This is a genomic window from Streptomyces sp. NPDC054849, from assembly GCF_053610945.1.
Genome location: NZ_JBSGZI010000006.1, coordinates 1 through 21,299, shown reverse-complemented (window position 1 = coordinate 21,299; position 21,299 = coordinate 1). Strand labels below are relative to the sequence as shown.

Genomic DNA, 21,299 nt, shown 5'->3' with positions numbered 1-21,299 from the left:
GACTTCCGACTTTCGACTTCCGACTCCCGGCCCCGCTGCCCCGGCCCACCGGCCCCTCCGCCGTCCGATGCCGGATCTCAGCGTCGGACGGCGAACGGCGAACGGCGATCGCCGGGCGGTGGGCTCAGGACGTGATGTCCTTGCGGGAGAAGCCCCGGAAGGCGAGGGCGAACAGCACCAGCGCGTACGACACCGACACCACCGCTCCCTTGATCATTCCGCCCCACTCCAGCTGTGGCTGCAGGGCGTCCGCCCAGGCGAACTGCCAGTGCGCCGGCAGGAACTCGCGCCACGATCCGAGCGCCGTCACCGCGTCCAGCACATTGCCGACGATCGTCAGGCCGACCGCTCCGCCCACCGCACCCAGCGGCGCATCCGTCCGCGTGGACAGCCAGAACGCCAGGCCCGCCGTCACCAGCTGCGACACGAAGATGAAGGTCACCGCCAGCGCGAGCCGCGGCACGGTGTCCCCGGCCGCCAGGGCCCCGCCCGCCGGGAGCTTCAGCGGCCCCCACCCGTACGCGGCCGTGCCCGCCGCCAGCGCCACCACCGGCAACAGCACCATCGCCGCCAGACTGAAGCCCAGCGCCACGACCAGCTTGCTCCACAGGAGCCGCGCCCGCGGCACCGGCGAGGCCAGGAGATAGCGCAGCGAGGACCAGCTCGCCTCCGAGGCCACGGTGTCACCGCAGAACAGTGCCACCGGTACCACCAGCAGGAAGCCGGCCGACACGAACAGACAGGTCGCGGCGAAGTTCGCGCCGGAGGCCGTGGCCGTGTCGATCAGCGTGATGCGGTTGTTTCCGCCGCCCCGGCTGTCCGGTCCGCCACCCACCGCGAACGCGATGATCATGATGAAGGGCAGCGCGGCCAGCACACCGCCCATCACCAGGGTCCTCCGCCGGCGCCACTGCCGCAGCGCCTCCACGCGCAGCGGCAGCGTACGGCTCGCCCGGTAGCCCGGAGCCACCTCTCGTACCGTCTCGCGCACCGTCGTCGCCGTACTCACGCCGAACCTCCGATCAGGGTGAGGAACGCGTCCTCCAGTCGCCGGTGCGGCCCCACTCCGGTCACCGGCACCTCCAGCCGTACGAGTTCGGCGATCAGCCCCGCGGCCGTCGCGCCTTCGAGCCGTACGAGCAGCCCGTCGTCCGCGGCCACCACGGAACCCACGCCCTCCAGCGCCGCCACCTTCTCGACGCGCACCTCGTCCATCGGTTCCGCCAGCGTCACCAGCAGGGTGTCGCCGCCGCCGGTGATCTCGGCGACCTCGCCCGCCGCCACCCGCTGCCCGCGGTCCATGACCACCAGGTGCGTGCACGACTGCTCCACCTCCGACAGCAGGTGGCTGGAGACGATGACCGTCCGCCCGCCCGCGGCGTAGCGGATCATCACGTCCCGCATCTCTCGGATCTGCGGCGGGTCCAGACCGTTCGTCGGCTCGTCGAGGATCAGCAGGTCCGGCATCCCGAGCATGGCCTGCGCAATCGCGAGGCGCTGGCGCATGCCCTGCGAGTACGTGCGCACCGCGCGCTCCAGCGCGTCGCCGAGCCCCGCGATCTCCAGGGCCTCCGCCATGTGGGAGTCCTCGGCCGGCCGACCGGTGGCCTGCCAGTACAGCTCCAGATTGGCGCGGCCGGTCAGGTGCGGCAGGAATCCCGCGCCCTCCACGAAGGCCCCGACCCGCGAGAGCACCGGCGCCCCGGCCCGCACCGCGTGACCGAACACCCGGATCTCCCCGGCGTCCGGCGAGATCAGCCCCATCAGCATCCGCAGGGTGGTGGTCTTCCCGGCTCCGTTGGGCCCGAGCAGTCCCAGCACCTGTCCCTTCTCCACACGGAAGGACAGGCCCCGTACCGCGTACCGGTCCTGCGCCTTCGCATACCGCTTCGTCAGCCCCGTGATCTCCAGCAGTACGTCGGCCGACGCGGGGTCCGGCTGCGCCGCGCCCGCCCGGCCCCCAGAGGTCCCCCGGCCGGGCCGCCGGATTCCGAGCAGCGCCGCTGCCAGCGCCGCGGCGCCGAGCGGCAGCCCCCACGTCCAGGCGGGCAGCCCGACCGCGGCGGTCCGCACCTCAGCCGCGACGGGAACGGCCAGGGGGCCCTCCACCGCGACCGTGTAGGTGGCCGGCGCGGCCGGGGTCGCGTAGCCGAGATCGGTGGCCGCGACCACCAGCCGCAGCCGGTGACCGGCGGCGACGGAGTGGTCGATGGCCGGCAGCCTCAGCGGCACACTCACACCCTGCTGTGCGTTCTCCACGCGCACCGGGGCGACCAGCTGGCCGGGCAGCACCTGCTGCCGGCCGTCGGGCCCCACGTCGTACACCTTGCCGAACAGTACGGCCGAACCGTCCGCAGCCGTCGACCTCAACTTCAGGGTGACGGTCGGGGTCCCGGTGATCTGTACGTCCTCGGCGAGCGGCGCCGACTCGAAGCGGGCGTTCTGCCCGGGGAAGTCCAGCGAGAGCCCGGCTCCGAAGGCGGCGAGCTGCCCGCCGACGCCGGGCAGCGAGGACAGGGCGGGCGGCGCGCCGCCCGCCGGGTTGGCGAAGCTCTGCTCCCGCCCGGTCAGGGCGAATTCCCGCGGGCCGGACGTCAGCCCGGGGTAGTGGTCGCCGCTCGCGCCGCGCAGGGTGACCTGGCCGTCGGTGGAGTCGATGCCGCCGGAGCGCGAGACCCGGAAAGCGGGTCCGGCGCCCGCGCCCGCGTCCCCCTTCAGGTGGCGGTCGAACCAGGCGGCCACCCGGGCCTCGACCCGCTCCGCCTCGCGCATGCCGCCGTCGTGCCCGCCGGCCGCCCAGTCCACGGAGACGGGTGCGCCGTTCGCCGCGAGGGTCCGGGCCATGGCGTCGGCCTGGTCCAGCGGGAAGAGCGAGTCGTCCTGACCCTGCACGATGAGGGTCGGCACCTTGATCTTGTCGCCGACCGCGGAGGGGCTGCGCTGCTCCAGCAGGGCGCGGGCCTCCGGATCGGGCTTCCCGGCCACCGCGACGCGTTCGTACATCGCGCAGAGCTCGGGCTCGAACCGGCCGCAGCCGGGGGCGGCCGACGGGTCCTGGCCCTGCCCCGGCCGGGCCTGCTGCATGCCGCCGGACGAGCCGGTGGTGAAGAAGATGCCGGACCACAGCTTCTTGAAGACGCCGTTCGGGAAGAGGGCGTCCGCGAGGTTCCAGTAGGCGATCTGCGGAGCGATCGCGTCCACCCGCCGGTCGTGACCGGCGGCGAGCAGCGAGACCGCCCCGCCGTACGAGGCCCCCGACATGCCGACGCGCGGATCGCCGTCGCCGTCCAGCTGCACCTCCGGCCGGGCCGCGAGCCAGTCGATGAGCCGGGAGACGTCCTTGACCTCGTGCTCGGGGTCGTTCAGACCGATCCGTCCGCCGGAGCGGCCGAAGCCGCGCGCCGACCAGGTCAGGACCGCGTACCCGTCGCGGGCCAGCTGCTCGGCCTGCGCGCGGACATCGTCCTTGCTGCCGCCGAAACCGTGCCCGAGGAGCACGGCGGGGCGTTTCTCCGCGCCGTTCCCCCCGCCGCCCGCGGTGAAGTAGGAGGTGTCGATCCCGGCGCCGGGCATGTTCACGACCTGGTCCTGGCGGTGCACGGCAGGGGCGTCGCCGGCCGCGGACGCGGCCGTCCACGTACCGGCCCCCGCCACGACGGCGAGCGCGGCGGCGCCCGCGAACAGGCGGTCTCGGCGGCGCCGGGGCATTCGCAGCTTCATACGGGAACCCTAAAGGCACGGTCCCCGGCCTCCGAGCACCCACAGGCGTAACCCCTGACCTTCTCAAGGACCATGCCGCGGCCCGCGTGTACCGCACCTGCGGTACACGCGCCCGACCTGCGGGGGACGACGCACGGCGGGAGGATGGCCGCATGCTGCTGGCCGAGGTCGCACGTGTATCCCGGGAGGTCGCCGACACCTCCGCCCGGTCCCGCAAGACCGCCCTGCTCGCGGAGCTCTTCGCCGCCGCCCCGCCCGAGGAGGCCGGCCTGGTCATCTCCTACCTCGCGGGACGCCTTCCGCAGGGCCGTCCGGGCATCGGCTGGCGCATCCTCGGCCAGGAGACCGAACCGGCGCAGGTGCCCACCCTGACCGTCCGGGACGTCGACGCGGCGGTCGGCGAACTCGCCGCCGTCGCGGGCACCGGATCCGGGGCCCGCCGCAGCCGGATCATCGCCGCCCTGCTCGGCGCGGCCACCGAGGCCGAACAGGCGTTCCTGCGCAGCCTGCTGTCCGGCGAGGTGCGCCAGGGCGCGCTCGACGCGGTGGCCCTGGAGGGCGTGGCCGCGGCCGCCGGAGTACCGGCCGCCGACCTGCGCCGGGCGGTGATGCTGGACGGTTCGCTGCCCCGGGTGGCGGCGGCCGTACTGGCCGAAGGCGCAGCGGCGTTGCGCGACGTCGCCCTGCGCGTCGGACAGCCCGTGCAGCCGATGCTGGCGGGCACCGCCAAGTCGGTCGCCGAGGCGCTGGCCGCGCTCGGGCCGTGCGCGGTGGAGGAGAAGCTCGACGGCATCCGCGTGCAGGTCCACCGCGCGGGCGACGACGTACGGGTGTACACACGCTCCCTGGACGAGATCACCGGGCGGCTGCCGGAGGTTGCGGACGTGGCCCGGTCGCTGCCGGGGGAGCGGTTCATCCTCGACGGGGAGGTCATCGGCCGGTCGGCGGACGGCCGCCCGGTCCCCTTCCAGGAGATCGCGAGCCGGGTCGGCTCCCGTATCGACGTCGCGGCCGCCCGGAGGACACTCCCGGTGGTCCCCTGCTTCTTCGACGTCCTGGCCGTCGGCGACGACGTGCTGCTCGACCTCCCGGTCCGCGAGCGGTACGAGGTCCTGGCCGCCCTCGTGCCGGAGAGCGCCCGGGTCCGCCGCCTCGTCGTGCAGGACCCGCAGGCGCAGGCGGCCGAGGCCGAGGAGTTCTGGGCCGAGACACTGCGCCGCGGCCACGAAGGAGTCGTGGTCAAGGGCCTGGACTCGGCCTATGCGGCCGGCCGGCGCGGCAGGCACTGGCTCAAGGTGAAGCCGGTCCACACCCTGGACCTGGTGGTCCTCGCCGCCGAATGGGGGCACGGGCGGCGTACCGGACTGCTCTCGAACCTGCACCTCGGCGCGCGTGCCGCCGACGGCACGTACGCCATGCTCGGCAAGACCTTCAAGGGCCTCACGGACGAGATGCTGCGCTGGCAGACGGGGGCGCTGCGGGCTCTGGCGACGTCGGACGACGGCTTCACCGTGCGGGTGCGGCCCGAGCTGGTGGTGGAGATCGCCTACGACGGCCTGCAGCGCTCCCCGCGCTATCCCGCCGGGGTGGCCCTGCGCTTCGCGCGGGTGCTCAGGTACCGCCCGGACAAGGACGTGGATGAGGCCGACACGGTCGAAACGGTGCTGGGGGGCGCGATGCCGGGCGGCGCGGGCCCCGCTTGATCGGGGAGAGGGGCGCGGGCCCCGCGGGCCCCACGTGATCTGGGAGACGGGAGACGGGAGACCGGGCCTCAGGCCGCGAGTCGGTCCAGGAGCTGTGAGTGGTGCAGTCCGGCTATCGGCGCCAGCAGGTCCGGGTGGCGGAGCAGCGTGGCCGCCCGCCGGTCGTCGGGTGCGGGCTCGGTCAGCCGGCGGAAGGAGACGGGCAGGGCGCCGACATGGTCCGTGCCGCTCACGGCACACGCCGCGGCCGTGGCCAGGGCCGGCACGCTCAGCAGACACGCGGCCCAGCTGGCGACCACCTCGTCCACCCAGCTGCGCCACGCGTGGTCCTGCTCGTCCCCGGACGGGGTGTCGGCGGCGTCCGATCCGGTGATCCAGTCGAGCCTGCCGGAGCCGCCGGGGCCGGTCAGCGCCACCAGCTGGACATCGAGTTCCGTCGGATAGCGGAGCCATGCCGCGAGGGTGACGGCCTGGCGCGACTGGGCCTCGGCGAGGCTGCGCTCGAGGGCGCCCTGCCCGGAGGGGTACGCGCGGGTGAGCCAGTGCGCCGTCGCCGCTATGAGCGGTGACAACGAGAGGTCGGTGGGCACGTCAGACCTCCAGGGCGGTGCGGGAAGGAAGCATCACCTTAACGGCGGTATCCACCCGAAAGGAACGGATATGGATCGGTTCCCCGCGTGGCGTGGGCCACAGGTGGCCGACCGGGTCCTACGGGGGCCGGCGGGGCAGATCGGGGCCGGCGGGGCCGACACGCTGGCCGACGTCAATCCCGGGCGTGTCCTCCGTCATGGATTTCAGTGGTCTGCGTGGCCGAGCAGAGCCAGGCCGAACACTGATCGAGGAGAACGCGATGGGACATGGCGGCGACGTCATCGCAGAGCTGACCACCGACCACCGGGAGGTGGAGGAGATCTTCGGAAAGATCGAGGCGCTGCCCTCCGGGGACGCCCGCAGGAAGCACCACGCCGACCAGGTGATCATGGAGCTGGTCCGGCACTCCGTCGCGGAGGAGTCCTATCTGTACCCCGCCGTACGGAAGCAGCTGCCCAACGGCGACGCGCTGGCCGACAGGGAGCTCGAGGACCACGCGACGGCCGAGCGCACCATGAAGGACCTGGAGGGCTGTGACGCCGACGACCCCCGGTTCGACACGCTGATGATGAGGCTGATGGCCGAGATCCGCGAACACGTCGCCGACGAGGAGGAGAACCTCTTCCCGCAACTGCGGACCGCGTGCACCCCGGAGATGCTCGGCGAGCTGGGCGACAAGGTCAGGACCGCCAAGAAGACGGCCCCGACCCGCCCCCACCCCTCCGCCCCGGACACGCCGCCCGCCAACAAGCTCCTCGCTCCGGGCGTGGGCCTCGTCGACCGCCTGCGCGACATGATGAGCGGCCGCGGCAAGGAGTCCTGACACCAGCGGTACGGGGTTGCCCGGTACGGGGCGGTCCACGGCCACGATCTGCCCGCCGCCATCCGTGTGCGACGGGACGCCGTGTCCCCGGGCCCCCCGTGCCGCTCCTTGGGCCGGTGGGCTGACGTTCCGGATTCCGTACCGTTCTCGCAGGCAGTGCCTCGTGCCGCGGCTACTTCCGCCGCGGCGGAGCCACCAGAAACTCCGCGATGCGATCACCCCAGGTACGGATGTCCGCGCGCGTCTGCGAAACGTGCAGGTCCGCCCCGGGCAGGGACTCGGCAAGGGTGTGCGCCGTGGACAGAGGGTGCCCGGGGTCGTCCGCCCAGGTCAGGATCAGGGTGGGCAGGCGCAGTCCGGCGATCCGGGCGGGTGGCGGCAGGTCGGACCGGGCCAGGCCGCGCAGGACGGACGGCAGGACCCCCTCGGGGGGCGTCGGGGGGAACTCGGGAACGTCCGACACCACTGCGGGCGGCTGCTGCCGCCTCTTGGCGAGCCAGGCGTCCAGCCCCTCCCGCGCGACCGTCTCGGCCGACCTCCGGTTGGCGTGGGCGTGCGCCGCCCGCGTCGTCCACGCCGTCGGGGGGATGAGCAGGACCAGCCGGGAGAACCGCTCGGGCGCCCGCACCGCCGCGTGCAGCAGAGTGCCGCACCCCATCGAGGCGCCCATGCCGTCAACGGCCTCGGCGGCGCCCAGATGATCCAGCAGCGCCAGCAGGTCGTCGGCCAGGGAAGAGTAGGTGTAGTCGGCGTCCGAGGGGCCGCCCGTGGACCTTCCGTGGGCTCGCGCGTCGTAGCGGACCAGGCGGCGCCCCGCGTTCAGGACGGGTGTCCAGTCGAAGAGGCCCATCCGGTCCTCGACGGACTGGCTGACGAAGCCGCCGTGCGCGTAGACGGCCAGCGGCCCTGCACCCGCATCGTCGAAGACCAGTCGCGCCCCGCGATGGACGAAGTGGCCTTCCCTGACGACATGCAGTCCCTCTGGGCCCATGGTGTGCGTCCCTCCGGCGCCCCCTGGGTCGATCGTACGACGGCCCCGCCCTGCGGACAGCTCCTGGCCGGTGGGCCGGTTTGCCTCAGAGGCAAGCTGGATTGCCAGAAAGGCAAGATTCTGACTCAATCGGGGGCATGAAACCCGGTCCTGCCCCCGGCCCCGAAAACGCGGCCGGCGAGCTGCCCGCCGTGGCGCCGCAACTGCGCGAACTGCGCCGCCGCGCCGGGCTCACCCTGGAGGCCGCCGCCGCACGGGCCCGGCTCTCGCCCGCCCACCTGTCCCGCCTGGAGACCGGCCGGCGCCAGCCCTCGCTGCCGCTTCTGCTCGGGCTCGCCCGCACCTACGGTACGACGGTCTCCGAGCTGCTCGGCGAGACCCCCGCCGTCGCCGATCCCATCGTACGGGCCGGCGGTCCGGGGGCTCGCGAGGCCGACGGATGGACGTACTGGCGGGCGGGCGGCCCGGGGCGCGGGATGCAGGCACTTCGCGTGCACGTGCCCCACGGGCGCAGCCAGGGCGATCTGGTCCGCGTACATCCCGGGGAGGAGTGGCTGTACGTCCTCGACGGACGGCTGCGGCTGCACCTGGGGGAGGCGGAGCACCTGCTGGAGCCTGGGGACAGCGCCCACTTCGACTCGCTCACGCCCCACCGGATCGGCGCGTCCTCCTCGGGCGGGGCCGACCTGCTCTTCGTCCACACCCTGCTGCAGAGCAGCCTTGCCGGGCTGTGCCTCGGCGGCGCCACCACGACCACGCACGACCGATAGCGGAGGAGCCGTACCCATGTCCCAAGGAGAGAACCCCGTGACCATACGGGCGCGCTTCGAGTCCAAGTTCCCGCGCGGCCTCGTGATCCGGCTGATCGCCTACTTGTTCGTCGGTCACCTCTTCGCCTTCTTCGTCTACCTCCTCTTCGTCCTCGGAGGCCGCAACCAATAACCCTCCACGCCGCACGACTCTGGAAACGTGCAGGCCCTGTGGCTACCCTCCGCGCATGATTTCCACGGTTGTCTGGGGTACCGGCAACGTCGGCCGTCTGGCCATTCGCGCCGTCGCAGCCCATCCCGCGCTCGAACTCAGCGCAGTCATCGTCCACGATCCAGCCAAGGCCGGCCGCGACGCGGGCGAACTCGGCGCACTCGACCACCTGCTGGGGGTCGCGGCCACCGACGACATCGAGGCCGTACTGGCCGCCCGGCCCCGGGCCGTGGTGTACGCCGCGTCCGGGGACACCCGCCCCGACGACGCCCTCGCCGACATCACCCGGGCGATCCGCTCCGGCGCGGTCGTCGTCAGCCCCGCCCTGTACCCGCTCTACGACCACCGCAGCGCCCCGCCGGAGTTCCGCGCCCCGGTGCTCGCCGCCATCGAGCAGGGCGGCGGCTCGCTCTTCGCCTCCGGCGTCGACCCCGGCTGGGGCAACGACGTACTCCCGCTCCTGCTCAGCGGACTCGGCACGACCATCGACGTCATCCGCTGCCAGGAGATCTTCGACTACTCCACCTACGAGCAGCCGGACTCGGTCCGTTACCTCGTGGGCATGGGCCAGCCCATGGACTACGAGCCGATGATGCTCATGCCCTCGATCCCGACCATGGTGTGGGGCGGGCAGATACGGATGATGGCCCGGGCACTCGGCGTCGAACTCGACGAGATCCGCGAGACGTCGCAGCGGCGCGCGCTCGACACCACCGTGACCACCCGGACCATGGGCGATTTCGAGGCCGGCACCCAGGGCGCGATCCGCTTCGAGGTGCAGGGCATCGTCGGGGGCGAGCCCCGCATCGTCATCGAGCACGTCACCCGCATCCACGCCTCGTGCGCACCGGACTGGCCGTCGCCGCCCGGCGGCGGCGACGGCGCCCACCGGGTCGTCATCGAGGGCAGCCCCCGTATCGAGGTCACCATCGAGGCCACCGACGAGGGCGAGAACCGCTCGGCCGGCGGCAACGCCACCGCCGTCGGCCGTCTGGTCGGTGCCATCGACTGGCTCACCGAGGCGAAGCCCGGACTCTACGACGCCCTGGACGTCCCGCTGCGCCCCGCCATCGGCAGACTCGGAAGGAAGCAGTCATGAGGATCGACATCCCCGAAGGCCAACACCCGATCGAATACGTGTGGGGCGACATGGTCCCCGGCATCGGCATGGCCGCCGCGAACTTCTCGCTGTCGGTGTACGCCCACACCACCCTGGGCCTGCGCGAGTTCGAGGCGGCCCGGCTGCGCGTCGCACAGATCAACGGGTGCGTCTTCTGCCTCGACTGGCGCACGGAACGGGAGGGGGAGAAGGTCGAGGAGGAGTTCTCCGAGGCGGTCACCGAGTGGCGGTCCACCGACGCCTTCGACGAGCGCACGCGGCTGGCGGCGGAGTACGCCGAGCGCTACACGCTCGACCACCACGGGCTCGACGAGGAGTTCTGGGACCGGATGACCGCGCACTACAGCCAGCTCGAGATCGTGGAGCTGACGATGAGCCTCGGGTCCTGGCTGGCCTTCGGCCGGCTCAACCACGTGCTCGGGCTCGACAGCGTCTGCATGCTGCCCGGGCACTGAGCGGAGGGGAACAGACGGCGAAAAAGGGGCCGTTCGGTGCGTCCGAACGGCCCCGGCCGCTGGGGGGAGGGTGCGGCCCTACGGGAGGTCGGTGGCGATGATCTTCTCGATGTTGCGCTCGGCGAGCGCCGTGATGGTGACGAACGGGTTGACGCTGGCGTTTCCGGGGATCAGCGCGCCGTCGATCACGTAAAGGCCGTTGTAGCCGTGCAGGCGGCCGTAGTTGTCGGTGGCCATGTTCAGGACCGCGCCGCCGAGTGGGTGGTAGGTGAGGGTGTCGTGCCAGATCTTGTTGCCGCCGAACAGGTCGTACCGGTAGATCGTCCCCTCCTTCGAGTTGATCTTGTCGAAGATCGTCTTGGCCATGCCGATGGACGACTGCTTCCAGGCGGTCTGCCAGCTCAGGTCGGCCGTGCCCGTCGCGGCGTTCCAAGTGAACTCGGCCCGGTTCGGGTTCTTCGTGATGGACAGGTAGAAGGAGGCGTACGTCTCGATTCCGGTGGGCAGCGGCGCGACCTCGGCGAACGCGCCGCCGGCGTCCCAGTTGTCGATGCCGGAGCAGGGAATGGTCGACTGGAGCTTGCCGGTCGGGTCCCACATGTGGTTGGCGCGGCCGCACATGACGTTGCCGTTCTCGCCCCAGCCCTTGCCGACCTCGCCGTTGAGGTTCGCCAGCGCTCCGGTGGCCTTCAGCTTGACCAGGAGCTTGCTGGTGCCGACGCTGCCGGCCGCGAAGAACACCCGGTCCGCGGTCACGGTCTTGGTGGCCACGGTGTCGCCGGTGGTGTTGATCTGGTCGATGGTGACCGTGTAGCCGCCGGTGGCGGCGGGGGACACCGAGGTGACTTTGTGCAGCGGCGAGATGGCGACCCGGCCCGTGGCCCTGGCCTGGGCGAGGTAGGTCTGCACCAGCGACTTCTTGCCGTGGTTGTTGCCGTAGAGGATCTCACCGCCCAGGGCCGACTTGGTGGCGGTGCCGGCCGCCTCCCGCTTCATGTAGTCCCAGTCGTACACGTCGGGTACGAAGGTCCAGGCGAAGCCGGAACGCTGGGCGTGCTTGCGGCCGACCCGGGAGAACTGGTAGCAGTCGGCGGTGTCGAACCAGGCCGGGTCGATCATCCCGACCCCGAGCCCGGCGTTGGCCCGCGGGTAGTAGGTGTCGTACATCTCGTCGGCGTTCACCGACGGGAGGACGGTGGCGAAGTTCGCACGCTTCGGCGTGACCGCCATGCCGCCGTTGACCAGCGAACCGCCGCCGACGCCGCGGCCCTGGTAGACCGTGATGCCGGCGAAGTCCTCGGCGTCCAGGATCCCCGTGTACTTGGGGACGTCCTTGTCGATCGGGAAGCCGAGGAAGTTGCTGAGGGGCGCCTTGGTCCTGGTGCGGAGCCAGAACGACCGGTAGTCCGGGCTGGTCACCTTCGGGAAGATCTTGCCGTCGGAGCCCGGGGTGTCCCAGGACATGCCCATCTCGATCATCTGGACGTCCACGCCCGCCTGCGCGAGCCGCAGGGCCGCGACGGAGCCGCCGTATCCGGTGCCGATGACCAGGGCCGGAACGCGGGTGCCGTCGGCGATCGAGCCGGGCGGGGCGGCAGCCTGAGCCGGAGTGATGTGGCCGGCCAGCGCCACGGCTCCAATTATAGAACCTGTTCTACCCAGGAACCCGCGACGTGATATCCCGTTGAAGCCTTTGCCGGGCAGGGATCTGTCACTCATGTGACGTTCCTCACTCTTGGGGGAATGGGAACGAGTTCTACTGCTGCCCGCGTGTGAAGTCACTACATACGTCTAGGTAACTTTCGGTCGATTGCCCGTTGGGGTCCTGCCAGCTGGTGCGCGCCCAGCAGCAACGGCAGGGAGGCGGTGAACAGATCGCGGGCCCGCCGCACGCGCGCCACACACACGAGTCCGACGGCGGCGACGGCCGTGCCCGCCGCCAGATCCGCCGTCGCGCTCCAGCACACGGGGATCAGCCCTGGCTCGTCTCCCGCGGAGGTTCGAGTGGCGGCGAGGTCACCGCGCAGTGCGTGTGGCACTGCGGGTGGCAGGCACCGGGGGCGGGAGAGCGTACGGTCGCCCAGGCCACGACGGCCCCGGCCACGAGCGCCCCGGCGCACCAGGGCATGGCCCGCCCGAATGCGGCGTCGAACTGGGTGGCGGAGAGGTACGACTCCGGCCCCATCCCGGCCAGCAGCGGCAGCGCCGCCACGGCGAGCAGCCCGGCGGCACGCGCCGCCGCGTTGTTGATCCCGCTGGCCAGGCCCGCCCGGCCCGGGTCCACCGAAGCCAGCACGGTCGCCGTCAGCGGGGCCACCAGGATCACCAGGCCCATGCCCATGACCAGCATCGCGGGCAGGACGTCCCGCACGTATGAGGCGGCCGGACCCACCCGCAGCATCAGCAGCGTCCCGGCCGCGCACAGCAGCGGTCCCACGGTGAGCGGGATGCGCGGCCCGATCCGCTCCCCGAGCTCGCCCGAGCGGGCCGACAGGAGCAGCATCAGTACGGTCGTCGGCAGCACCGCGGCCCCGGCGGCCATCGCGGAGTACCCGGACACCACCTGGAGCTGGAGCACGACGAGGAAGAAGAACCCGCCGAGGGCCGCGTACACGCACAGGGTGACGAGGTTGACGGCGGTGAACTGCCGCGACGCGAAGATGTCAGGCGGCACCATCGGGTCGGGCCGCCGCCGTTCAACGAAGACGAAGGCGACGCCCAGCAGGACTCCGCCCACCGCCGTGACGGTGACCGCCGCCGATCCGGTCGGGGCCTCGATCAGTGCGTAGGTGATCAATCCCAGGGAGCCCGCGCCCAGTATCGCGCCGGCCACGTCGAACCGCCCGTGCGCCTGCGGGTCCCGTGATTCCGGTACGTGCCGCAGCGCCACCGGCACGCACACCGCGGCCACCGGAACGTTCAGCAGGAACACCCATCGCCAGCCCGGGCCGTCCACCAGCCAGCCGCCGAGGAACGGGCCCACGGCCGCGCCCACCCCGCCGAACCCCGACCACAGGCCCACCGCCCGGCCCCGGTCCTCGGCCCGGATCGAGCCCTGGATCAGGGCGAGCGACCCGGGGGTCAGCAGCGCCCCGCCGACACCCTGCAGGGCACGGGCGGCGATCAGCACCCCGGCGTTCGGCGCGATGCCGCACAGCAGCGACCCCACCGCGAACCACACCACGCCGAGCACGAAGATCCGGCGCCTCCCGAAACGGTCGCTGAGCGCCCCGCCGACCAGGATCAGCCCGGCCAGGGTCAGCAGATACGCGTTCACCGTCCACTGGAGAACCGCCAGATCGGCGTGGAGATCCTGCCCGATGCGCGGGAGCGCCACGTTCACCACGGTCGAGTCGAGCATGGCCATCGTCGAGCCGAGCACGGTGGTCAGCAGGATCCAGCGGCCCCGCGCGGACGCCAGGTGGACGGCGGGGACGGGCGGCTCGGGGAGCGCGGTCATGACTTCAGGCTGGCCCGCGCGGCCGGGAAGGGCCACCGGACGGGCGGATGGCCGGGAAGGGGGGCACCGGCCGGGAAGGGGGGCACCGGCCGGGCCGGATGCGGCTCATTTGGCCCTCTTGTAATGAGCATGACCTCTCCTTCACCATGACCCGCGCACGTCACGCGCACCCTTCCCGCACAACCCGCACACGGCGTACGAGGAGACAACACGTGGCCCAACGCGACAACCGGTCCTCACGAGCCTTACGGCCCACAAGGCCATCAAGGCCATCAAGGCCCGCACGGTCCTTACGCGCGGCGCTCGCCGCACTCACCTCGGTCCTGCTCCTCCCGCTCGGCGCGGGCGTCGCCACGGCCGCGCAGGACCCCGGCCCCACCGCCCCGAGCGCGGCCGAGCGCAAGATCGAACCCAAGCTCCGCGCCCAGCTCGACGACTCCGCCAAGGCCGTCTTCTGGGTGTACCTCGACAGCGCCGCCGACCTCACCGCCGCGGGGAGGCAGCAGACCCGCGCCGCCAAGGCCGAGACGGTCCTGCGGACCAAGAAGGACCACGCCGCGCGCAGCCAGGCCGGGGTCGTCAAGGCCGTGGAGGGAGCCGGGGCCGAGTACACCTCGTACTGGATCGTGAACGCCGTACGCGTCGTCGGCAGCCAGAAGCTCGCCGGGGCCCTCGCGCAGCGTCCCGAGGTCGCCCGAATCGACGCCGACGACAAGGTCGACCTCCCCAAGCCCGTCGAGGGCAAGCAGGAGAAGGCCCTCGCCGACGCCGTCGAGTGGAACATCGACCGGATCAAGGCCCCGCAGGTATGGGACCAGCTGGGCGTGCGCGGTGAGGGCATCGTCGTCGCGAACATCGACAGCGGCGTCGACTACACGCACCCGGCCGTGAACGGCCGGTACCGCGGCAAGAAGGCGGACGGTACGTACGACCACGCCTACAACTGGTTCGACCCGGCGGGCGTCTGCGCCGGTGCGGCCCCGTGCGACAACAACGACCACGGCACCCACACCATGGGCACGATGGTCGGCGACGACGGCGGCGCCAACAAGATCGGCGTGGCCCCCGGTGCCACCTGGATCGCCGCCAAGGGCTGTGAGTCCAACTCCTGCTCCGAGGCCTCCCTGCTCGCCTCCGGTCAGTGGATCGTCGCGCCGACCGACGCGAGCGGCCAGAACCCGCGTCCCGACCTCGCCCCGCACATCGTCAACAACTCCTGGGGCGGTCCCGGCGGCGACACCTGGTACCAGCAGATCGTCGACACCTGGCGGGCCGCCGGCATCTTCCCGGCCTTCTCCAACGGGAACGCCGGCCCGAGCTGCTCGACCAGTGGCTCACCCGGCGACTACGCGAGCTCCTACAGCTCCGGCGCCTTCGACATCAACAACACGATCGCGTCGTTCTCCTCGCGCGGTGCGGGCCCCGGCGGCATCATCAAGCCGAACATCGCCGCGCCGGGCGTGAACGTGCGTTCCTCCGTTCCCGGCGGCGCGTACGAGGCCTTCTCCGGCACCTCCATGGCCTCGCCGCACACCGCCGCCGCCGTGGCCCTGCTCTGGTCCGCCGCACCCGCCCTCGAAGGTGACGTCGCCCAGACCGAGTCGCTGCTGGACGGCACCGCCCAGGACACCGACAACAGCCAGTGCGGCGGCACGCCCGCCGACAACAACGTCTTCGGCGAGGGCAAGCTCGACGTGCTCGCCGCCGTGAACGCCGCCCCGCGCGGCGCGATCGGCGCACTCGGCGGCACGGTCCGCTCCGGCGGCCAGCCGCTCGCGGGTGTGAAGATCACCGCCGACGGCGCGATCGACCGCACGACCACGACGGCGCCGGACGGCAGCTACTCCTTCCCCTCCCTCTCGGTGGGCGACTACTCGCTGACCGCCGTCAAGTTCGGCTACGGACAGCAGACCGCGACGGCCACGGTGACCGAGAACGCCACCGCGACCGGCGACTTCAGCCTGACCCAGGCGGCCTCCGGCAAGCTCACCGGCACGGTCTCCTCGGCCGCCGGGCCCGCCGCGGGCGCCTCCGTCACCATTGCGGACACCCCGGTGACCGCGACCGCCGACGCACAGGGCCGCTTCGAGGTCACCCTCCCGCACGGGACGTACGACGTCAGCGCCACGCACGCCTCCCGCTGCCTCACGGGTGGCACGGCCAAGGTCACCGTCGCCGGCGACGCCACGGTCGCGGTGAATCTGCCCGAGCGCACCGACGGCTACGGCTACGCCTGCGCCACCGCCGGCGACCGCCCGTACGCCGCGGGGAGCCGACAGCTGGCGCTCACCGGTGACAACACCACCGAGCGCGTCGACCTCCCGTTCCCGCTGCCGCTGTACGGGAAGACGTACGGCCAGGCCTGGATCGGTACGAACGGCACCGTCAACTTCGGCGGCAACCACACCGGCGACGTCAACGGGGACCTCCCGAGCGCGGCCACGCCCAACGCGGCCCTGTACCCGTTCTGGGACGACCTGGTCGTCGGCGCGGCGGGCAGCGGCTCCGGCGTCTTCACCGCCGTCACCGGTACCGCCCCGCACCGGAGTTACGTGATCGAGTGGCGCCAGGTGTCCCACTGGTCCGCGCAGGCCGACACGTTCTCCTTCTCGGCGGCGATCGGCGAGGACGGCACCGTCTCGTACTCCTACAAGGGGACCGGCGGCACCGGAATCAAGGGCGGCTCCACGGCCACGGTCGGCGTGGAGAACGCGGCCGGGACCGACGCCTTCAAGTACTCCTTCAACACCGCGGCCATCACCGACGGCCTGTCCATCGGCTTCCGCACCACCAAGAGCGGTGTGGTGGCGGGACGGGTGCTCGACGCCAACGACGGCAACGGCGTCGCGGGCGCCACGGTGACCGTCGGCACCGGCGACTCGGCGGTGTCGGCGACCACGGCGGCGGACGGCGGCTACGTCGTCCAGAGCCCGTCGGGCTCGCGGGCCGTCTCCCTGGCGGCGCCGCAGTACGAGCCCGCCGCGGCGACGGTGGACGTGAAGGCCGCCGACGTCACGACGGTCACGCAGTCCCTGCGCACCGGCAGGGTGACGCCGTCCACGCCGTCCGTGGAGGTCGTCCTCCCGGCGAACCAGCAGCGGACGCGGAGCCTGGACCTGACCAACCCGGGCCTCGGCACGGCGTTCACGGTGTCCGAGGAAGCGGCCTGGCTGACCGCCACGCCCGCGGGCGGGGACCTCCCGACGGGTGCGAAGATCCCGGTCACGCTGTCGGTGGACACCACGGGGCTGACCCCGGGGGCGGTCCTTACGGCGAACCTGAAGATCACCTCGGCGAGCGGCCGCACGCCGGTCCTCACCGTCCCGGTCAAGGTCGTCGTCCCGCGCTACCAGGTCGCCCTGGACGCGGGCTCCGGCTACACGAGCACGGACAGCCTGGGTGACGCCTGGTCCCCGGACCGCAGGTACAGCGCCGGCTCCTACGGCTACCAGGGCGACGGCACCGTCCAGTCCACCGGCCGCACGATCGCCGGCACGGACGACCAGAGGCTGTTCCGCAACGCCCGCGAGGGCATGTACGAGTACCGCTTCGACAACGTCCCGAACGGCACCTACACGGTGGAGCTGGGCTTCGCGGAGCTCTCCTCGACCAAGCCGAACAAGCGCGTCTTCGACGTCCTGGCCGAGGGAACGCAGGTCCTGCCCTCCCTGGACATCTCCCTGGAGGCGGGTACCTACAAGGCCCTGACCCGTACGTACACGGTCACGGTCACCGACGGAGTGCTCAACGTCCGCTTCATCACGCACAAGGGATTCGGCAAGCCCCTGCTGAACACCCTGCGGGTGACCGACCGGCCTGACAAGAGCTGACCCAGCGGGTCGGACACAAGGGGGGCGGGGTGCCCGCGGGCGCCCCGCCCCTCCCGTACGGCTCCGGCCCCTGGTGCCCCGGCATTCGGGTGGCGGGGCCCGTGACTTCGCCGCGACGCGCCGGTGGCCCGGCGCCGCGCTCGTTAACGTGAGGAACCATGACGCTCCTGAGCGACCAGGCCGACGCCGTCCGGGCTCTCGTGGAATCCGCCGACCCCGGGGCGGTGTGGGCCGTCGGCGGACCCGACGGCCTCCAGGCGGGGTCGGACAGCGCAGACGCCCCGGCCGCGGTTTTCGACGTCGGCGGCCTGACCGCCGTCCTCGCGCTGTGGCCGGTCGTCGGAAGCCTCGTCGACGAAGGCGCGCTGCGGCTGCACACCCCGCTCGCCGCCTACGGTGACGAGGCCGCCGCAGGCACCCCCGCCGGGACCACCGCACACCAGCTCCTGACGCACCCCGCCGGGACAGCCGCCCTCACCCGCCTTGCCGAGCACCTCTCCGGCAGCCCGCTGGCCGACCTCGCGGCCACCCGCGTGTGGCGCCCCCTCGGCATGGCCGGGACCCGGTTCGCCGACGGCACCCTCCGTGCGCCGCTCGCCGACCTCGTCCGCTTCCTGCGCCACCTCCTCGTCCCGGAGGGCCCGGCTGACCCGCAGGGTCCGGCTGATGCGAAGGGCCCGGCTGCTCCGCACGGTCCGGCTGACGCGGAGGGCCCGGCTGCTCCGCACGGTCCGGCTGACCCGGACGGCTCGACCGACCAAGGCGGCTCGGCCGCCCCGGGCGGTTCGACCGCCATCACCCGGGCCTGGACCGCCGAGTCCCTCCGCATCCGCACCGGCGAGCTCACCCCCGCCCGGGGCCTGCTCTGGCACCCAGCCCCCCACGGAGTCTGGACCCACCACGCCCCGACGGACCCCGGCCCGGCCCTCTGGATCTCCCCGCGGCACCATCGCTGGGCGATCCTCCTGCCGACCGCCACCCGCAACTCGCTCCGTACCACGTTCAGGGATGCCGTCTTCGCTCCAACTCCCTCCAAGCAAAGTGATGTCGTGTGAGATTCCGGCTGTCGTCATCCGGAGAGGTCACGGCTGTATGAGGAAGACCCGCCCACGCGACCGCGAGGTGCCCGGGCCGCCACCCACCGCCTGGAACGAGATCACACCCGGCCTGTGGATGGGCGGCCACTACCGGACCGACCCGGCCGGAGGCCTGCGGCCCGCCGTCGTGGCGGACGAGTTCGACCTCGTCATCAGCCTCTTCACCCGGACCGGTCACGGCCCCGGCCCGCGCGCCGAGCACGTCGTGGCGCACATGCCGGACGCCGCCCTCACCGCCGCCCAGCTCCGCACCGTCCGGCGCCTCGCCCGTACGGCCGGACTCGCCCTCGACACCGGCCTCACCACGCTCGTCCGCTGCCACTCGGGCTACAACAGGTCCGGCCTCGTCGTCGCCCAGTGCCTCGTCGACCGGGGCCTGACGCCCGCCGAGGCCATCGCCCTCGTGCGCCGCCGGCGCTCTCCGTGGGCCCTGCACAACGCCACCTTCACCTCCTACCTCGCCACCGGACTCGACGTCGTGGCCCAGTTGGTCGAGCTGGACCCCCTGGCGTAGTCCTCGGGGCGCGCGGTCCGGAGGCGGGACGTACGGTGATGCCGATGTCACCGACCGGTGTTGTTCCCGCTGCGGAGGTACACGGATGCGTACGGTCCAAGGGGTCGCCCTCGACGGGCTCAGGGCCCGGGTACGGGCCCTGGCCGAGCGGACCCGGCGGCCCGTGCGGCCGTCCGGTCCGCCGGTGCGGTCCGCGTCCGGCGACGCCCGGGTGACCGGTGCGCCCGCCACCCGGCCTCGCACGGAGCGCGCCGGCCGCTCGCCCCGTCGTGAAGCGCCGCCCGCGGACCGCGGGCCGGCCGTGCGGGGGTCCGGCGCGGGGGCCCCCGACCGGCGGGCGTCCGTGAAGGAATCGTTCCGGCAGGCGGCCGCCGCCCCCCGAGCCGCCGCCCTGGCCGCCCTCGGCTCCGTCCTGCGCGGCTTCGTCCGCCCGGGCTCCCGCCGCCCCGGCGCCGTGCGCGCGTCCGCCGCCGCGCTGCGCGCCCTGCGCGCCCGCCACGGGGACGCTCCCGCCCTCGTACGCACCCGGTCGGGGCGGACGGTCCTGGTCCTCCTCGACCCGGAGGACCTGCGCCGGTTCTACGCCGAACCCGTCAGCGTCCTCGCGGTCGACCAGCCGGAGAAGTGCCGCGGCCCGATCGAGCCGGAACCGGCCGGGGCGGGCTGCTCCCGCGGCGAACTGCGCTCCGAACGGCGGCAGATCAGCGCCGAGGTACTGGGCGCGGGCCTGCCCGTGCACCCCTCGTACGGGCCGTACCTCGCTGCCGTCACGGAGGAGGCCGGGGAGCTGACCGCCACCCGCACCCTGGAACTCGCCCGCGCCCGGCGCGCCGTGAACCGGGTCGCGCGGCGGATCGTGCTCGGTGACGCCGCCGCCGCGGACGAGGAGCTCACCGGATGGCTCACCCAGCTGCGCGCCGAGGGCCGGAACCCGCGCAGCGGCAGGGTGCGCGCCGCCCGATCCGTGGACGACAAGGCCCGCGCCCGCATCGAGGAGTACGCCCGCCGTGCCGACGGCGACACCCTCGTCGCACGGGCCGCCCGTCACGACGACCCCACCGGCAGCCTCGACCCCGTCGCGCAGGCCCAGCACTGGCTGCTGGCCATGGACGCGGTACCGGACACGCTGCTGCGCACCCTGCTGCTGCTCGCCGCGCACCCCGCCGAACAGGCCACGGCCGCGGCCGAAGCGGCGGCCGAAGCCGCCGCCGGGCCGGACCGGGGCCAACTGCCGAGGCTGCGGGCCTGCGTCCGGGAGACCCTGCGCCTGTACCCGGTGGTGCCCGACCTGATGCGCGTCACCCGCACCGAGACGCAATGGCGGGGCGTCCGCTACCCGGCAGGCACCTCGGTGCTGCTGCCCGCCGCGTTCCACCAGCGCGACCCCGAACGGGTACCGGCCGCGCACGTGTTCGTACCGGGCCGCTGGAAGAACCCGAGCGCGGACCAGGACATCCGGATGGCGCCCTTCAGTCACGGCGGCGGGCGCTGCCCGGGCGACCAGCTCGGGTTGATGATCACCGCCGCGCTCTGTGCCGAGGTGCTGTGGAGCCATCGGGTGGCAGGCGCCCGGCCGGCCTTGGACCCGGTGGGACCGCTGCCCGCGACGCTCGACCCGCACGGCATCCGGCTCACCCTCACCCGCCGCTGACGGCGCCTGAAACCCCAGCCCCAGACCCCACCCCAGACCCCTGGCGAACCCCCCGAGGATGCCATGCCCGACGCCGCGACCTCTGCGTCCACCGCCCCGGACGTCGACCAGCTCGACGCCCCGTGCCGCGCTCTTGCCGAGGCCGCCGACGCGGTCGGCGAGGCCGCCCGCTACGCCTCCGGCCTGGCCCTCGGCGCCCGCCTGCCCGCAGCCGCCCTCGCCCGGGGAGGCCGCACCAGGCGCGGCTGGCGCACCCTGATGCGTACCCTCACCGACCCGGCGGGCCTCGGCTGGGCCCCGCGCGGCCGGGGCGTGGCCCGGGCCGGGGGGCGGGCCGGGCGCGGCGCCGGGCCCGGGGGGGCC

The 21,299-nt window shown here is 73.1% G+C and carries 17 protein-coding genes and 1 pseudogene; 11 read left to right on the top strand and 7 right to left on the bottom strand.

What is annotated here, in order from left to right:
* Nucleotides 1-124 precede the first annotated feature (124 nt).
* Both ACWGIF_RS04445 and ACWGIF_RS04440 read right to left on the bottom strand, forming a co-directional pair.
* A complete protein-coding gene (locus tag ACWGIF_RS04445; protein WP_453490910.1) occupies nucleotides 125-1,009 on the bottom strand; it encodes an ABC transporter permease in 885 nt (294 codons plus the stop codon).
* A complete protein-coding gene (locus tag ACWGIF_RS04440) occupies nucleotides 1,006-3,720 on the bottom strand; it encodes an alpha/beta fold hydrolase (protein WP_453490907.1) in 2,715 nt (904 codons plus the stop codon). The genes ACWGIF_RS04445 and ACWGIF_RS04440 overlap by 4 nt, the downstream gene beginning before the upstream one ends.
* Nucleotides 3,721-3,872: 152 nt before the next feature.
* Here ACWGIF_RS04440 and ACWGIF_RS04435 point away from each other — a divergent pair, with 152 nt between their 5' ends.
* Nucleotides 3,873-5,423: an ATP-dependent DNA ligase gene (locus ACWGIF_RS04435; protein WP_453490904.1), complete on the top strand. Its 1,551-nt coding sequence runs from the start codon at nucleotides 3,873-3,875 to the stop codon at nucleotides 5,421-5,423.
* Between the two features lie 68 nt (nucleotides 5,424-5,491).
* On the opposite strand, the gene ACWGIF_RS04430 is transcribed toward ACWGIF_RS04435, so the two are convergent.
* Nucleotides 5,492-6,013 (bottom strand): hypothetical protein, encoded by a 522-nt coding sequence (locus ACWGIF_RS04430; RefSeq protein WP_453490901.1) that lies wholly within the window; start codon nucleotides 6,011-6,013, stop codon nucleotides 5,492-5,494.
* 260 nt (nucleotides 6,014-6,273) lie between these two features.
* Between ACWGIF_RS04430 and ACWGIF_RS04425 the strand changes: the two genes are divergently transcribed.
* Nucleotides 6,274-6,837: a hemerythrin domain-containing protein gene (locus tag ACWGIF_RS04425; RefSeq protein WP_453490898.1), complete on the top strand. Its 564-nt coding sequence runs from the start codon at nucleotides 6,274-6,276 to the stop codon at nucleotides 6,835-6,837.
* Between the two features lie 172 nt (nucleotides 6,838-7,009).
* Here the strand turns inward: ACWGIF_RS04425 and ACWGIF_RS04420 are convergent, their stop codons facing one another.
* Nucleotides 7,010-7,828, bottom strand: coding sequence for an alpha/beta fold hydrolase (locus ACWGIF_RS04420; RefSeq protein WP_453490895.1), 819 nt, complete (start codon nucleotides 7,826-7,828; stop codon nucleotides 7,010-7,012).
* Nucleotides 7,829-7,965: 137 nt separating this feature from the next.
* Here ACWGIF_RS04420 and ACWGIF_RS04415 point away from each other — a divergent pair, with 137 nt between their 5' ends.
* From ACWGIF_RS04415 to ACWGIF_RS04400, 4 genes are read left to right on the top strand one after another with little or no spacing between them, the layout of a single operon-like run.
* Nucleotides 7,966-8,598: a helix-turn-helix domain-containing protein gene (locus tag ACWGIF_RS04415; RefSeq protein ID WP_453490892.1), complete on the top strand. Its 633-nt coding sequence runs from the start codon at nucleotides 7,966-7,968 to the stop codon at nucleotides 8,596-8,598.
* A 16-nt stretch (nucleotides 8,599-8,614) separates the two neighbouring features.
* Complete coding sequence (locus ACWGIF_RS04410) at nucleotides 8,615-8,770, top strand: DUF6126 family protein (RefSeq protein ID WP_453490889.1); 156 nt, start codon at nucleotides 8,615-8,617, stop codon at nucleotides 8,768-8,770.
* A 55-nt stretch (nucleotides 8,771-8,825) separates the two neighbouring features.
* Complete coding sequence (locus tag ACWGIF_RS04405) at nucleotides 8,826-9,908, top strand: NAD(P)H-dependent amine dehydrogenase family protein (RefSeq protein WP_453490886.1); 1,083 nt, start codon at nucleotides 8,826-8,828, stop codon at nucleotides 9,906-9,908.
* Entirely contained in the window at nucleotides 9,905-10,384 is a 480-nt protein-coding gene (locus ACWGIF_RS04400) for a carboxymuconolactone decarboxylase family protein (protein WP_453490883.1), read from the top strand. The genes ACWGIF_RS04405 and ACWGIF_RS04400 overlap by 4 nt, the downstream gene beginning before the upstream one ends.
* A 78-nt stretch (nucleotides 10,385-10,462) precedes the next feature.
* Here the strand turns inward: ACWGIF_RS04400 and ACWGIF_RS04395 are convergent, their stop codons facing one another.
* The 3 genes from ACWGIF_RS04395 to ACWGIF_RS04385 all read right to left on the bottom strand — a co-directional run bounded on the left by ACWGIF_RS04395 (nucleotide 10,463) and on the right by ACWGIF_RS04385 (nucleotide 13,844).
* Nucleotides 10,463-12,103, bottom strand: coding sequence for a GMC oxidoreductase (locus ACWGIF_RS04395; protein WP_453490880.1), 1,641 nt, complete (start codon nucleotides 12,101-12,103; stop codon nucleotides 10,463-10,465).
* Between the two features lie 62 nt (nucleotides 12,104-12,165).
* Nucleotides 12,166-12,351, bottom strand: coding sequence for a DUF6629 family protein (locus tag ACWGIF_RS04390; protein WP_453490877.1), 186 nt, complete (start codon nucleotides 12,349-12,351; stop codon nucleotides 12,166-12,168).
* Nucleotides 12,352-12,356: 5 nt separating this feature from the next.
* Nucleotides 12,357-13,844, bottom strand: a complete 1,488-nt coding sequence (locus ACWGIF_RS04385) for an MFS transporter (protein ID WP_453490875.1) — start codon at nucleotides 13,842-13,844, stop codon at nucleotides 12,357-12,359.
* A gap of 212 nt (nucleotides 13,845-14,056) precedes the next feature.
* Here ACWGIF_RS04385 and ACWGIF_RS04380 point away from each other — a divergent pair, with 212 nt between their 5' ends.
* The 5 genes and pseudogenes from ACWGIF_RS04380 to ACWGIF_RS04360 all read left to right on the top strand — a co-directional run.
* Entirely contained in the window at nucleotides 14,057-17,674 is a 3,618-nt protein-coding gene (locus ACWGIF_RS04380; protein ID WP_453490872.1) for a S8 family serine peptidase, read from the top strand.
* 158 nt (nucleotides 17,675-17,832) lie between these two features.
* On the top strand, nucleotides 17,833-18,729 hold the full coding sequence (locus ACWGIF_RS04375; RefSeq protein ID WP_453490869.1) for a hypothetical protein: 897 nt from the start codon (nucleotides 17,833-17,835) through the stop codon (nucleotides 18,727-18,729).
* Between the two features lie 37 nt (nucleotides 18,730-18,766).
* Nucleotides 18,767-19,285 carry a protein-tyrosine phosphatase family protein gene (locus ACWGIF_RS04370; RefSeq protein ID WP_453490866.1) on the top strand — a complete coding sequence of 173 codons (519 nt, stop codon included), beginning with the start codon at nucleotides 18,767-18,769 and terminating at the stop codon, nucleotides 19,283-19,285.
* 85 nt (nucleotides 19,286-19,370) lie between these two features.
* Complete coding sequence (locus ACWGIF_RS04365; RefSeq protein WP_453490863.1) at nucleotides 19,371-20,936, top strand: cytochrome P450; 1,566 nt, start codon at nucleotides 19,371-19,373, stop codon at nucleotides 20,934-20,936.
* Nucleotides 20,937-20,999: 63 nt separating this feature from the next.
* Nucleotides 21,000-21,299: pseudogene (locus tag ACWGIF_RS04360) on the top strand (hypothetical protein); the annotation flags it as partial.

Coding starts and splice junctions, on each gene's coding strand:
- ACWGIF_RS04440 (WP_453490907.1), bottom strand. CDS start 3,720: ATGAAGCTGCGAATGCCCCGGCGCCGCCGAGACCGCCTGTTCGCGGGC.
- ACWGIF_RS04435 (WP_453490904.1), top strand. CDS start 3,873: ATGCTGCTGGCCGAGGTCGCACGTGTATCCCGGGAGGTCGCCGACACC.
- ACWGIF_RS04425 (WP_453490898.1), top strand. CDS start 6,274: ATGGGACATGGCGGCGACGTCATCGCAGAGCTGACCACCGACCACCGG.
- ACWGIF_RS04420 (WP_453490895.1), bottom strand. CDS start 7,828: ATGGGCCCAGAGGGACTGCATGTCGTCAGGGAAGGCCACTTCGTCCAT.
- ACWGIF_RS04415 (WP_453490892.1), top strand. CDS start 7,966: ATGAAACCCGGTCCTGCCCCCGGCCCCGAAAACGCGGCCGGCGAGCTG.
- ACWGIF_RS04410 (WP_453490889.1), top strand. CDS start 8,615: ATGTCCCAAGGAGAGAACCCCGTGACCATACGGGCGCGCTTCGAGTCC.
- ACWGIF_RS04405 (WP_453490886.1), top strand. CDS start 8,826: ATGATTTCCACGGTTGTCTGGGGTACCGGCAACGTCGGCCGTCTGGCC.
- ACWGIF_RS04400 (WP_453490883.1), top strand. CDS start 9,905: ATGAGGATCGACATCCCCGAAGGCCAACACCCGATCGAATACGTGTGG.
- ACWGIF_RS04395 (WP_453490880.1), bottom strand. CDS start 12,103: ATGAGTGACAGATCCCTGCCCGGCAAAGGCTTCAACGGGATATCACGT.
- ACWGIF_RS04385 (WP_453490875.1), bottom strand. CDS start 13,844: ATGACCGCGCTCCCCGAGCCGCCCGTCCCCGCCGTCCACCTGGCGTCC.
- ACWGIF_RS04375 (WP_453490869.1), top strand. CDS start 17,833: ATGACGCTCCTGAGCGACCAGGCCGACGCCGTCCGGGCTCTCGTGGAA.
- ACWGIF_RS04370 (WP_453490866.1), top strand. CDS start 18,767: ATGAGGAAGACCCGCCCACGCGACCGCGAGGTGCCCGGGCCGCCACCC.
- ACWGIF_RS04365 (WP_453490863.1), top strand. CDS start 19,371: ATGCGTACGGTCCAAGGGGTCGCCCTCGACGGGCTCAGGGCCCGGGTA.